General features: G+C 50.4%; 9 protein-coding genes. 3 read left to right on the top strand and 6 right to left on the bottom strand.

Annotated features, from left to right (window positions below):
• Positions 1-822: 822 nt before the first annotated feature.
• Complete coding sequence (gene zupT / locus M2134_RS03255; RefSeq protein WP_280752470.1) at positions 823-1,629, top strand: zinc transporter ZupT; 807 nt, start codon at positions 823-825, stop codon at positions 1,627-1,629.
• Between the two features lie 3 nt (positions 1,630-1,632).
• On the opposite strand, the gene rnc is transcribed toward zupT, so the two are convergent.
• From rnc to M2134_RS03240, 3 genes are read right to left on the bottom strand one after another with little or no spacing between them, the layout of a single operon-like run.
• A complete protein-coding gene (gene rnc / locus M2134_RS03250; RefSeq protein WP_280752471.1) occupies positions 1,633-2,469 on the bottom strand; it encodes a ribonuclease III in 837 nt (278 codons plus the stop codon).
• Positions 2,470-3,726: a beta-ketoacyl-ACP synthase II gene (gene fabF, locus M2134_RS03245; protein ID WP_280752472.1), complete on the bottom strand. Its 1,257-nt coding sequence runs from the start codon at positions 3,724-3,726 to the stop codon at positions 2,470-2,472. It abuts the gene before it with no gap.
• A gap of 20 nt (positions 3,727-3,746) precedes the next feature.
• Entirely contained in the window at positions 3,747-3,983 is a 237-nt protein-coding gene (locus M2134_RS03240; RefSeq protein WP_009860668.1) for an acyl carrier protein, read from the bottom strand.
• Between the two features lie 156 nt (positions 3,984-4,139).
• Between M2134_RS03240 and purN the strand changes: the two genes are divergently transcribed.
• On the top strand, positions 4,140-4,709 hold the full coding sequence (purN, locus tag M2134_RS03235; protein ID WP_280752473.1) for a phosphoribosylglycinamide formyltransferase: 570 nt from the start codon (positions 4,140-4,142) through the stop codon (positions 4,707-4,709).
• Here the strand turns inward: purN and M2134_RS03230 are convergent.
• Complete coding sequence (locus M2134_RS03230) at positions 4,706-6,208, bottom strand: potassium/proton antiporter (RefSeq protein ID WP_280752474.1); 1,503 nt, start codon at positions 6,206-6,208, stop codon at positions 4,706-4,708. The genes purN and M2134_RS03230 overlap by 4 nt on opposite strands.
• 115 nt (positions 6,209-6,323) lie before the next feature.
• Between M2134_RS03230 and M2134_RS03225 the strand changes: the two genes are divergently transcribed.
• Positions 6,324-9,539, top strand: coding sequence for a S41 family peptidase (locus tag M2134_RS03225; RefSeq protein ID WP_280758118.1), 3,216 nt, complete (start codon positions 6,324-6,326; stop codon positions 9,537-9,539).
• Positions 9,540-10,156: 617 nt separating this feature from the next.
• Here M2134_RS03225 and M2134_RS03220 read toward each other — a convergent pair.
• Together M2134_RS03220 and M2134_RS03215 are read right to left on the bottom strand one after the other, a co-directional pair.
• Positions 10,157-12,574: a prolyl oligopeptidase family serine peptidase gene (locus tag M2134_RS03220; RefSeq protein ID WP_280752476.1), complete on the bottom strand. Its 2,418-nt coding sequence runs from the start codon at positions 12,572-12,574 to the stop codon at positions 10,157-10,159.
• 125 nt (positions 12,575-12,699) lie between these two features.
• Entirely contained in the window at positions 12,700-14,253 is a 1,554-nt protein-coding gene (locus M2134_RS03215) for a RagB/SusD family nutrient uptake outer membrane protein (protein ID WP_280758117.1), read from the bottom strand.
• Position 14,254 lies beyond the last annotated feature (1 nt).

Here is a 14,254-nt window from a genome sequence, read left to right as displayed (position 1 = left end):
GACACGAATAGCAATCATAGATTGCTCCGCTCTGTAGCCAGTTGCCTCAGGCTGCTGGGCTTCAGATATGGTAAGATGGGAAGGTGGGGATATATATTCATGACTGAAGGCCACAGAGGGCCTGAAGGGCCGAGTCCCAATGGGACGAAGACTTAGCCCACGGGTAAGCAGGCTGAAGGTCTGCGCCACCCTGGGTTTAGAGGGTATATAAATAATGAGTTCTGAAGGAACGAAAGAAAAAATCCACTATTCACAAACTTTATCACCATCTATTCTATCATATTATAATATCTATCGTTCCTTCAGAACTCGATTTATTGTATTGTCTTGATACCCAGGGTGGCGCAGACCTTCGGCCTGCTTACCCGTGGGCTAAGTCTTCGTCCCATTGGGACTCGGCCCTTCAGGCCCGCTGTGACCTTCAGTCATATAAATAAAATCTTCAGATTTTGTAAGATGTGAAGATACTGAAGTCCGGAAGGACTTAGATGTGGATAACCCCGTGCAAGCCGTTAAGGCGCAGCTCGGGGGACGAGTATAATAAAAAACGAGCTCCGTAGGGGCTCAACAGTTGACCTCCTACGGAGCTCATGATATATATATTACGTCAACCCCGAGCTGCACCTACGGTTTGCACGGGGTTATCCAGGTTGAAGCCCTTCCGGGCTTTCTAAAAACCTTTCCATCTCCTCCGATTTGAAGACCAGCAGCCTGAGGCAACTGGCTACAGAGCAGGGCAATCTACGATTGCTTATCTTCCTCTTTCCTCCGATTTGAAGAAAAACACAAACTTTTTTCCGAGCTTTGTTGTTTTAAGAATATATGGATACGAACATTTTACTCCCTCTTTTGCTCACCCTGTTTGCCGGTCTGGCGACCGGGATAGGCAGCTTGATCGCTTTTGTTGCCAAGCAGACCAACAAGCGCTTCCTCTCTTTCTCCTTGGGACTCTCCGCCGGGGTGATGATCTATGTCTCGTTCGTGGAATTGCTTCGCAGTGCCGAAGATACGCTCTCGGCCGCCTTAGGAAGATACGAAGGGATGTGGGTGACGGTGCTCTGTTTCTTCCTGGGGATCGGTTTGATTGCCCTGATCGACAAACTGGTGCCCTCCTACGAGAATCCGCACGAGGCACGTTCGGTAGAGGATATGCAGCAAAGGCCCGAACAGGTGAATGCCAAACTGAAACGCATGGGTGTCATGACCGCTCTGGCCATCGGGATCCATAACTTCCCGGAAGGGATCGCAACGTTTATGGCCGCTGTAGAAAGCCCGACCCTGGGGATTGCCATTGCCGTAGCCATTGCCATCCATAATATACCGGAAGGAATCGCTGTCTCCGTGCCTATCTATTATGCTACAGGTGATCGCAAAAAGGCTTTTCTCTATTCCCTTTTCTCCGGCATTGCCGAGCCGGTCGGTGCCCTGTTGGGTTGGTTGATATTGATGCCTTTTATGTCGCCGGTGATGATGGGATGTGTGTTTGCTGCCGTGGCCGGTATTATGGTGTTTATCTCCTTAGACGAACTATTGCCCGCCGCCCGCGAATACGGGGAGCATCATGTCTCTATTTATGGATTGGTAGCCGGCATGGCTATTATGGCCGTTAGCTTGATTTTATTGGCGTAGGCCTCATTCACTCTCCGGTAGATCGTCGAGCTCTTTGGCGACATCTTCCGAAGTAGACTTTTCGCTATTGTTCAGGTTCTTCAGCTCCGAGATATACTGCTGAAACTCCTTATCGGTGCGTAGTTTTTTTACGGCCATCTTCGCCGCGTTCTGTTGGGATTCCTTCTTAGAATAGCCGATGCCGACCCCCATCTGTCGGTTACCCAGGCAAGCCGCCGTCTGAAAGACAGGATTCCCTTCGTTGTCGGTGAAGTTTTCGATCAGATTGAAAGAGATCTCCAATTTGTTTTTCTGGCTCCATTCGATCAGGCTCGATTTGAAATTGACCTCTTTGCGAGCCAATACATCCAGGTCGATGTATTTGTTGATAATACGCTCGGTCACAAACTGAAAGCAACGACGATAGCCCTGATCCAGGTAGACGGCACCGATAAAGGCCTCCAAGGCATTCCCATACACATGGTTATTGTGCGAGTTCATCCGGGCGGAGAAACGCACCATTTTGTCGAGCCCCAGCTCTACGGCTACGCGGTTCAAGGTGTCTCGCTGTACAATCTTAGAGCGTGTGTTGGTCAGGAATCCTTCCCGTTTGTTGGGGAAATGTTTGTAGACGACATCTGCGACAATCGAATCCAGGATGGCATCGCCCAGAAACTCCAATCGTTCGTTGTTAAGCCATCTGCCGTCGTCCGCTTCGACCGACGAAGACTTATGCAAGAAGGCCTGTTCATACAACTGGACATTATTCGGATAATATCCGGTTATTTTGTAAATAGACAGGTAAGGCTCCTTATCTTTTACCTTAAGGAGCCTTAACTTTTTATTTAATTGCTTAAACACTTACTTTACAAACTTTTTTACAATAAGACAAGCGTTGTGTCCGCCAAATCCGAATGTATTTGAAAGCGCTACGTTAACCGTTCTTTTCTGTGCTTTGTTGAATGTATAATTCATGTTATAATCAATTTCAGGATCCTCATCGCCTTCCACATGGTTGATGGTAGGAGGCACGATGTCTTCTTCCACTGCTTTGATACAGGCAATGGCTTCCACCGCGCCCGCAGCTCCTAACAGATGTCCTGTCATCGATTTGGTCGAACTGATATTCAATTTGTAGGCATGCTCTCCAAACACATCTTTGATGGCTTTTACTTCCGAGATATCTCCTACCGGAGTAGAGGTACCGTGTACATTGATATAATCAATCTCTTCCGGACTCATTTCAGCATCAGACAACGCGTTACGCATCACCAGTTTCGCGCCCAATCCTTCCGGATGAGAGGCTGTCAGGTGATAAGCATCCGCCGACATACCTGCACCGGCCACTTCACAATAGATGTGAGCACCACGGGCAATAGCATGTTCCATCTCTTCTAATACAAGACAACCGGCACCTTCGCCCATCACAAAACCGTCGCGGCTCGCGCTGAACGGACGTGAGGCAGTCTCAGGTTCGTCATTGCGGGTCGACAGGGCGTTCATCGCGTTAAACCCACCTATCGCAGCAATGGAGATCGTGGCTTCCGCCCCTCCGGTTACGATAGCGTTGGCTTTACCCAAACGAATGTAATTGAACGCGTCAGCTATTGAATTGGTCGATGAGGCACAAGCCGATACCGTGGCAAAGTTAGGCCCGCGGAATCCATATTTCATGGATATCTGTCCGGCTGCTATATCCGCGATCATTTTCGGGATAAAGAACGGATTGAAACGGGGTCCTCGCTCGGCATCATAACCCATCACCTCGTCTTCGAAGGTTTTGATCCCTCCGATACCGGCCGCAAAAATAACACCGATGCGATCTTTGTCTTCGTTTTCTACGTCCAACTTAGAATCTTCAACGGCGTCCTGGGCAGCTTTCAACGCTAACAGGGCATATCGGTCACACTTACGGGCTTCTTTGCGATCCATGATCTGTAACGGATCAAACCCTCTTACCTCGCAGGCAAATTGTGTCTTGAATTTAGATGCGTCAAACTGAGTAATAGGTCCTGCTCCACTTTTTCCATTAATAAGACCCTCCCAGGTTTCTGAGAGGGTATTACCTAATGGAGTAATAGCACCAAGACCTGTTACTACAACTCTTTTTAATTCCATACTTTAATGAATGGGGTTGATTACTTCGCGTTAGCTTCGATATAAGCGACAGCGTCGCCAACTGTTGTAATCTTTTCTGCTTGATCGTCTGGGATAGAGATACCGAATTCTTTTTCGAATTCCATGATCAACTCCACAGTGTCAAGAGAGTCTGCTCCTAAATCATTAGTAAAGCTCGCTTCGTTAGTAACTTCTGTTTCTTCAACACTTAATTTGTCAACGATGATAGCCTTTACTCTAGATGCAACTTCAGACATAACTTTTTCAATTTAAATTAATAATTAGAATATACTTCTTAAATTTGCAGTGCAAAGGAACTAATTTTTTTGCGAACAAAGCAAATATAATTGACTAAAATTACGAAAAACTGCACATATTTTCTTTTCGTGTGCAAATTCAATTAGATAAAACATATGAAAAACGTCGCTATTTTCGCTTCCGGTTCAGGCACGAATGCTGAAAACATCATTAAATACTTTCAAGGAAACCCTGAGATTCAAGTGGCTGTAGTTCTGTCGAACAACCGTAAGGTGAAAGTGCACGAAAGGGCGAAAAGCCTGAGTGTCCCCTCTTTCCATTTCACACGGGAGGAGTTCGAGGTCGGCACCCCGGTGCTTCAGAAGCTGGCGGAATATCATACCGACCTGATTGTCCTGGCCGGTTTTATGAATAAGATATCCGACCCACTCCTACAGGCCTATCCCGGTCGAATCCTTAACATCCACCCGGCCCTTCTACCGAAATATGGCGGCAAAGGCATGTATGGCATGCATGTGCACGAAGCAGTCGTGGCGGCCGGCGAAAAAGAGACAGGCATCACCATTCATTATATAGACGAAAACTACGACGAAGGCGAAACCCTCTTTCAGGCAACATGCGAAGTGGCTCCCGGCGACACACCGGAGGAGGTTGCCAACAAGGTGCACGCCCTTGAGTATGCCCATTACCCCAGGGTGATAGAAGAGGCTCTTTCCTCTTTTTAGTTCTTTTTCATTGTATAATCCGTAACCCCCAGCGACTCATAAGCCTGCAACAGCGCCTCGTCGTTGTCGGAGATCATCAGGAGTTTGTCTTTCTCCTGCAATTCGGTGTTCCCCTTCGGGATGAAATAGTTATTGCCCCGCTTCACCATAACCGCCAGCGTATGGTCGGGCAGCGTCAGCTCCATCAATTTGTTGCCGTGGCACAACACCTCCGGCGTGATCTCAATCTCGCTCATAGCGCTCTTGATCTCATCGGGCAGATCGATCCCGAAGTCATCCTTCCGTGGGGGATCATCGACCACACCCAGCCATTCGGCCGCTTTGGTCACGGTAGTCCCCTGGATCAATAATGAGAGGATGGTGATAAAGAATACCACATTGAAAATCGTGCCGGCATGCTCCACCCCCGCTATCAGGGGATAGGTGGCAAAAATAATCGGTACGGCACCGCGCAGCCCCACCCACGAGATATATAATTTCCCTTTCGTCGTGAAATTCTTAAACGGCAACAGGCAGAGAAAGACCGAGATAGGACGTGCAAAAAGAATCATAAAGATACCGACCCCTAAGCCTATCGGAGCAATCGGAAGCAGTTCGCGCGGATTGACCAGTAAGCCCAGCGTAAGGAACATCACGATCTGCCACAGCCAGGTGAACCCGTCAAAGAAGGTTCCGATACTCTTCTTATGCACAATCTTTGCATTCCCCAATACCAGCCCGGCAATATACACCGCCAGGTAGCCATTGCCCTTACAGAGTGTGGTGGCCGCAAAGGTGAATACGGCGACCGCCAGCAACAGGATGGGATACAATGATTCGTTGTCGATATCGATCTTGTTGATAATATAGACGGCTAATTTCCCTAAGATATACCCCGCCACAGCGCCAATACCCAGCTGAACCACCAGCGACACAGCCGCCGCGCCCAAGCTCATATCACCCGACTGGATGTAAGAGATCAGGATAATGGTCAACATATACGCCATCGGGTCATTACTACCACTCTCCAGCTCCAGGGTCGGACGTAGTTTCTGTTTCAGATACACCCCTTTGCTGCGCAGGATAGAGAAGACCGAAGCCGAATCGGTTGACGACATAACGGCTGCCAACAGGAGCGATTCCGGGAAGGTGAAATTGATAAACCTGTTCTCGAACAGGTTCGACATCACATAGATAAACCCACCGGTGATAAAGGTAGTCAATAAGACCCCGACCGTAGCCAGGATCACCCCCTGCGTGACAATGGGTTTGATATCGTGGTATTTCGTATCCATCCCCCCGGAAAAGAGGATGATACTCAATGCCAGCATACCGATAAACTGCGTAATGCCCGGGTCATTGAAGGTGATACCAAAGCCATCACTGCCAAACAGCATCCCTATCCCCAGGAAGAGAAGCAGCGAGGGAAGTCCAAAGCGATAGCCCGCCTTACCGGCGAAAATACTCAGGAAGAGAATCACAGAAGCGATCAACAACACATATTCTGCATGATGAAACATAGGCGTAAAGGATTTTGAATTAATACGGAGGCACAAACCTTAGCAAAAATAATAAAAATAATGGAATAGGATGAAATGATTTCTATCTTTGTTCCAACTAAATCTATATAAGCTTATGAACAAGAAATCAATTCTTTCTATCATGATTTGCTTCACGGTAGCTGTCTTTGGCATGAAAGCGGCGGATGAAGCGCGACTACTGCGGTTCCCGGCAACCAATGGAACGGAGATCGTTTTCAGCTATGCCGGCGATTTGTATAAGGTATCTATCCGAGGTGGGGAGGCCCAACGGCTTACTTCGCACGTCGGTTATGAAATGTTCCCACGCTTCTCGCCCGATGGCAAAACCATCGCTTTCACCGGACAATACGACGGTAATACGGAGGTGTACACCATCCCCTTGGCAGGAGGTGAACCACTTCGTCTGACCTATACCGCCACCAACCAGCGCGATGACCTGGGCGACCGCATGGGGCCTAACAATATCGTGATGACCTGGCATCCCAATGGCGAACAGATTGTCTACCGCAATCGCATCAGTAGCAGCTTCGACGGCAAATTGCTGTTGGCACACAAAGAGGGTGGTCTCTCCGAGACGATTCCCTTGCCCGAAGGGGGCTTCTGTAGCTACTCGCCCGACGGGAAGCAGTTGGCCTACAACCGGGTGATGCGTGAGTTCCGTACCTGGAAATACTACAAAGGTGGCATGGCCGACGATATCTGGATCTATAATCCGGGAGCTAAAAAGGTGGAAAACATCACCAACAACAAGGCGCAGGATATTATCCCTATGTGGATCGGCGATAACATCTTCTACATCTCCGACCGCGACCGCACGATGAATATCTTCGTTTACAACACCAAGACCCAGCAGACCGAAAAGGTGACCAACTTCACGGAGTTCGATGTAAAATTCCCTTCGGCGCATGGCAATACCATCGTGTTCGAGAACGGCGGTTATATCTATTCGATGGATGCCACCACCCGTCAACCACAAAAGGTGAACATCGTCCTGAATTCCGATAATATCTACGCGCGCAGCGAAATCAAAGAGGGTGCCGGATATATCACGGCGGCAAGCCTCTCTCCCGATGGGGAGCGATTGGCGGTAACCGCCCGCGGCGAGGTATTCGATGTGCCGGCCGGGAAAGGGGTGACCCGCAATATCAGCCGCACGCCCGGCGCGCACGAACGCGCTGCACAATGGTCGCCCGATGGAAAATACATCGCCTATATATCCGATGAAACCGGCGAAACGGAGCTTTACCTGCAACCGGTAGGTGGCGAAAAAGAGCAACTGACAAAAGGCAACGACACCTATATCCGCTCTTTCAAATGGAGTCCCGACGCTGGGAAGATCCTTTACAGCGATCGGAAGAACCAACTGAACCTATTGGATATAGCCACCCGAAAGGTGACGCTTCTTTTCCGCAATCCGCTGTCGGAAATCAACGATTATAACTTCTCGCCCGACAACCAGTGGATCACCTATTCGCGTCCGGCAGAAAATCAAATGTCGATCGTCTATGTCTATAACCTGGCGGAGAAGAAAGAATATCCGGTCACCGACCGCTGGTATGACTCCTATTCACCGGTGTTCAGCACCGATGGCAAATACCTGGTGTTTACCTCGGCACGCGATTTCAACCCGACCTACGGCTCGTTGGAGTGGAACCATACCTATAACAATATGAATGGCGTCTACCTGGCTTTGTTATCCAAAGACACCCCCTCCCCCTTTATGCAGATCGACCCCGAGGTGAACGCCTCGAAACCGGAAGCCTCCAAGAAGGAGGATGTCAAAGCGGATACGGGCGTGAAGGTCCTGTTCGACGCGGAAGGCATCGGTGAGCGCATCCTGAAACTGCCCTTGCCCGGCGGACGCTATAGCGGCTTCTATTCCGACGGAAAGAAGGTCTATTACTCCTCCCGCGGGGGCACCAAGGCGTACGACCTGAAAAAGCAGAAAGAAGACGACGTGGCCGACGGATATATGTCGGTGGCACCGGGAGGCAAAAAGGCACTCTTCTCACGCGCCGGTCGCTATTATGTGATGGATATCCCGTCCGGCAAAGCCGATCTGAAAGAAGCAGTCGATCTCTCTAACATGAAGATCGCCGTCGATTACCCGCAGGAATGGGCACAGATCTTCGACGAAGCCTGGCGTGCTTTCCGCGATGGTTTCTACCTGGAGAATATGCATGAGGTCGATTGGAAAGCCATGAAAACGAAATATGCGGCCCTGCTCCCTTATGTGAAGACCCGCTTGGATCTGAACTATGTGATTGGCGAACTGATTGGCGAGCTCAATGTAGGGCATAGCTATGTGAATCCGGGCGAGACACAGCGTGCCAAACGCATACCGACCGGCCTGCTTGGCGCGGAGATCTCGAGAGACAAAAGCGGCTTCTTCCGCTTGGAAAAGATCCTGCCGGGTGCCTCCTGGAGCAAAGACCTGCGTTCGCCGCTGACAGAACCGGGCATCGATGCCAAAAAGGGCGAATTCATCGTCTCAATCGATGGCGTGGCGACCAATACGGTGAAAGATATGTATGCCCTCCTGGTGGGAAAAGCCAACGTGCCGACCGAACTGATGCTGAACACGAAGCCACAACTGGCAGGCGCCCGCAAGGTGGTGATCAGCCCGTTGGAAGAAGAATACTCACTGTATCACTACAACTGGATCCAGGAGAATATCCGCAAGGTCGACGAAGCGACCAACGGTAAGGTGGGCTATATCTATATCCCCGACATGGGTGTGGAGGGACTCAATGAGTTCTCCCGCTATTTCTATCCGCAGCTCGATAAAGAGGGCTTGATTATCGACGACCGTGCCAACGGAGGTGGTAACGTGTCGCCTATGATCCTGGAGCGCCTCTCCCGTGAGCCCTATCGTCTGACCATGCGTCGCGGATCATCCTTTATCGGAACCGTGCCCGACGCGGTACAGGTAGGACCGAAAGTATGTCTGATCAATAAGTATTCCGCTTCAGATGGTGACCTCTTCCCCTGGGGCTTCCGCGCGTTGGGGCTGGGTAAACTGATCGGTACCCGTACCTGGGGAGGCATTGTCGGCATCAGTGGCTCATTGCCCTATATGGACGGAACAGATATCCGTGTCCCGTTCTTCACCAGCTACGACCCGAAAACCGGTGAGTGGATCATCGAGAACTACGGCGTAAACCCCGATATCATCGTCGATAACGACCCGATCAAAGAGTGGAACGGCGAAGACGAGCAGCTCAACCGCGCCATCGAAGAGGTCCTGAAAGAACTCAAAAACCGCCAGCCCCTGCCCGGCGTCCCGACACCGAGGGGGAAGGAGTATTGAGGGGAATGGTTAATGATTAATGATTAATGATTAATTATTAATGATTAATTATTAATTGTAAAAGAGCGGTCGCTTAGCAGCGTATCAATACCGATCCGATCCAATACCAATACCAGCACCAGCAGCCTGAGGCAACTGGCTACAGAGCAGAGCAGCCTACGGCTGCTGGTTCAAATGGGAGGAAATGGGAAGGTTTTAGAAAGCCCGAAAGGGCTTCAACCCGGATAACCCCGTGCAAACCGTAGGTGCAGCTCGGGGTAGACGTAATATCTATATAATGAGCTCCGTAGGAGGTCAACTGTTGAGCACCTACGGAGCTCGTTTTTATTATACTCTCGTCCCCCGAGCTGCGCCTGACGGCTTGCACGGGGTTATCCACGTCTAAGTCCTTCCGGACTTTATCACCTCCACATCTTACAAAATCTGAAAACGCCCCTTTCTCCCTTCTCCTTTCTCCTTTCTCCCTTCACATTTTCCAAAATCCGAACATCTAACCTATGCAACCGGCCTGCTGCCTCTCTACCTCGTCGCCCATCATACAAAAAAATAGAGGCAGCTGGCAAGCTGCCTCTACGGGGAATCGTTGTTTCAATTAACAATTAACAATTAACCATTAATCATTTCTTCAAGTGTTTCTCCAACCAAGCATCTGTCTCATACAACATATGTAACACATTCTCTTTGGCGGAGTAGCCATGGCTTTCGTAAGGCAACACCACATAACGTGCCGTAGCACCATGTCCCTTCAATGCCTGGTAATAGCGTTCCGACTGAATAGGGAAGGTACCGCTGTTGTTATCCATCTCGCCATGAATAAGCAGGATGGCGCCCTTCAACTGGTTGGCATAGGTAAACGGTGACATCGTATGATACACCTCCGGTGCTTCCCAATAGGTTCGTGTCTCGGCCTGGAATCCAAAGGGGGTCAAGGTGCGGTTGTAAGCACCGCTCCGGGCAATACCCGCTTTGAACAGGTCGGTATGTGCCAACAGGTTGGCTGTCATAAAGGCACCATAGGAATGGCCGCCTACCGCCACCCGCTCCGGATCGCCCACGCCCCGGTCGGTGATCACCTTCACCGCCGCTTCCGCGTTCAGGCGCAACTGCTCCAGGAAGTTATCATTCGGCTCCTTCTCTTCCGAAGTGCCCACGATCGGCATCTCCACATCGGCCATCACACAATAGCCTCGCAAAGCCCAGAACACCGGCGAACCGTAGTTGATATTCGTAAACGTATATTGTGACCCGCGGATCTGTCCCGCCTCTTCCGCTGAGCGGTATTCGCGTGGATAGGCCCACATCAACACCGGCAGGCGTCCGTCTTTTTCTTTGTCATACCCGGCCGGCAGATACACGATCGCGCTCATATCGATACCATCCGCCCGTTTGTAGAATATCTTCTCCTTACTAACCCCCTCCATCGCCGGATAGGGATGGGCAAAATGGGTGATCTGCGTTGTCCGTTTCCGCTTCACATCGCGCAGGTAGATATTCGCCGGCTCAGTGGTCGACTGACGGGAGGTGATCAGTGTCAGCTTCACCGGGTCGGTCACATCCAGGATTGTCTCGTAATAGGGTGCCTCGCAGCGCCATAGGATCGTATTCTTTTTATCCTTCAGATTGAAGCGACTCAACAGCGGCATATCCCCTTCGGGCGAAGCCCCTTCGGAGGTCATCAACAGTTCGTTTTTCGCCTTGTTGGTATATACGATATAACGGCCGTACGCATTGCGCACCATCACCGGCGAACCGGGATCGTTATAGCGGTCGTTGAGTGCCAGTTCGGTGATCAATTGCGGTGTTTCGCCCGAAGCCGGTTTGATGCGATACATCCAGGTACGGTTCTCGGCACGCGATGTCTCGTGCAGGAGTGCAAACTGGTCATCGTGCCAAAGGATACTACGGTAGCGCTTCACGGTGCGTGCCACCTCCTGCTTCGGCTGATCGAAAGGAGCCGCCGATTGGTAGACAATATCCATATAGTCCACCTTGTTCATCCGCGGGTTACCGCCATCCTGCGCCTCTGCCCAGTAGATCGTAGCCGCTTTGTCGGGGCGCCAGCTGAAAGAGCGTGGGTAGGGGGAGGTCATATCGTAGCCGGTCGGCAGGTTGAGTAGCGGCGTACGCGCCAACTCCTTCACATCCTTGCCATCCAGATCCATAATGGCTGTCCGTCGCGGGAAAGAGCCCATCGTCAGCTGATAAGAGTAGGGACGTTCGACCGTGCCATAGAGCAACAGGCTCTTATCGGGCGAAAGCTGCATCGTGGCGTAGATAGCCGGGCGGCCGATCTCTTGCATCGCCGTGCCGGTCCAACGCGCCGGTTGTGCCGTGAAATAATATTCAAACAATGCCTCGTCGTAGGGATTCTTCAACAGGTCCTGGTAGGTACGCACCGCTTCGCGTCCGCCGGAGGTCTCCTGAATGATCGGTCCCGCGGGCACGGTGGGGGCTGCCGGCGGATTGGTAGCCGAGGTGGGCACCAACAGGGTCAGAAACTGCTCGTCATCGAGCCATTGCACCGTCACCCCGGTGGTCGCGTTCAGGCGACGATCACTCAGGCGCACCGCCTGCGGCTCTTCGGTGGTGAATGAATAGAGGTAGATCCCATCGGCCTCTTCCACAAAAAGAAGCACCCGCGTGTCGGAAGGCGAGAAGGAGGAACCGATAATGCTTGCCCCGGTGGGCAGACCACTCACCGCCACACGCCGTTGACTCGCGATATGCAAGAGGGAGGGGTTACTGTATACCGTCCCACGACTCACGTTGAATGTCACGGGGTTGATACGCATGCCCGCCAGCTTCAGCTCCGGCTGTGCCAGTCGCTCCAACGAGGTATACGCGGAACGCTCCAGTTGGAGGATCCATTGATTGTTCTTACTGATACGATTCACTGGTGAAAGGGGTGCCATCACCACCTCTTCAATCACGGCAGGCGGACGCTGGTAGGTCGCCTCCTGGGCGGTCGCCCCACTGAGAGGCAACAAATATAAAATGCCTGTCAGGATCGATGTATAGACGATGTTTGTTTTCATGTTTGATGTATTCTTTTAATTACTGAAAAGAGAAAAGATGACAAATAGATTTTTGCCATCTTTTCTAGCAGAGTTTAAAGTGTATTTATCAGACTATTTCGTCAATAGCCGTTTTGGTTCAGAGATTACAACCCCTGGTTACTTTCACTTTCAAGAAGCGGAGTCATATAGGTCCAGCGGTTTTTGTATTCTACCGGTAGGGTGACTGCCATCTGTGTTGCGAAGTTACCACCTTCAGCGAAAGAGGCACGTACCAATGGTTCGTTCCAGCGTTTTTTATCTAACCAGTCGAAACCTTCTCCCCACAATTCAATCGCACGGTAGAACTTGATTTCCGAGAACAGATCGGCGCCGGTAGCTGTACAGGTGTACGCCTCGTCTCTTTTAGAATCGCGCACCAACGCGTTCAACAATGCCTGGGCACCCGCTTCATCACCTGTGAAATACTTCGCTTCCGCTTCGATCAACATCATTTCCGAAGAACGGAAGTGGTTGATATAACCAATACCGATTTCTCCACCAATGCTAAATTTGAAGCTATGACAAACCGTTACAGTATGTGTACTAACCATGGTCGGGTATTTTGCCTGTACCGCTTTCTGATCAGCCGCTCCATAAAGCCCTGTCGAGGTGCTGTAGGTGCCATAGTTGGCCGGATTCAGGAATAGTCCTTTGCGGATATCCGTATCGGAGATTTTCTCGTACAACTTTTTGCTCATACTTACCGGGTAAGTACGGGTGATGGAGGTATTCGCATCGTATGCCATATACGAATGGAAACCATAATAATACAGAGGTTGGTCAACACCACCATAGCTACCCCAGATCCATTCGCTATTGGGTTTGCTAAAGCCGGCATTATAGTCCGCGTTCGACATCAACGGGAAGCCCGCGCGTGCCGAAGCAGCGTTCGATGCAGCCGTTGCATAGTCTTTGCGTGTAATAGCGGCGCGTGCGTATACCGCGTGAGCTACATTGACATTCGGTTCCCATACATTATCACGTTTCAAGCCACTAGACCCAAATAAAGAGATTGCTTGATCCAAATCGCTATACACTAATTTATATACCTCGCCTGCAGAAGACAATGGAAGGTCGCGTTCATCCATATTCTCTACGGTACGCAATACCAAGCCATTCTTAGGGTACTCAACCGCGGTACCATTGTTATTATCATCCCAACGATAGCAATAGAAATTAATCAATTGAGAATAGGCAAACGCGCGGTAGGTCAATGCCTGCGCTTTCAGGAATTGACGTTCTGCATCCGTTCCTTCCGCTTTGTCGATATTGGCCAGAAAAAGATTCGCATTCCCGATCAACATATAGTAATAAGACCAGGGATAGCGGTCGTAATAAGAGGTATTGCTATCCATAAAGGTAGCGTTCATCACGGTGTACCAACCGGTCAAACGGGGACGGGAGAAATGTTCGCCCGTATATTCCCCATGCAAAAACTTAATGGTACCCTCTCCACAGGAAGTTTGCGTGCTATGAAGCTGGTTTACCATCAAACGAGCCATCCCGTTGATAGCCATCTTCGCACCTTTTGTATCGTGAAAAATAGTCTCATAATCGGTACTTCTCGTAGGTGTAGTATCCATATAATCGTCATTACAAGACGCGAACAGGAGCGTTGCAATGAAAGAAAGCGTTACTAATTTTATAATACTTTTCATT

The sequence above is a fragment of the Parabacteroides sp. PM6-13 genome (assembly GCF_029892605.1).
In the GTDB taxonomy this organism is placed as follows: domain Bacteria; phylum Bacteroidota; class Bacteroidia; order Bacteroidales; family Tannerellaceae; genus QVMG01.
The sequence above is the reverse complement of the archived record's forward strand: the minus strand, read 5'-3'. Positions and strand labels throughout refer to the sequence as shown.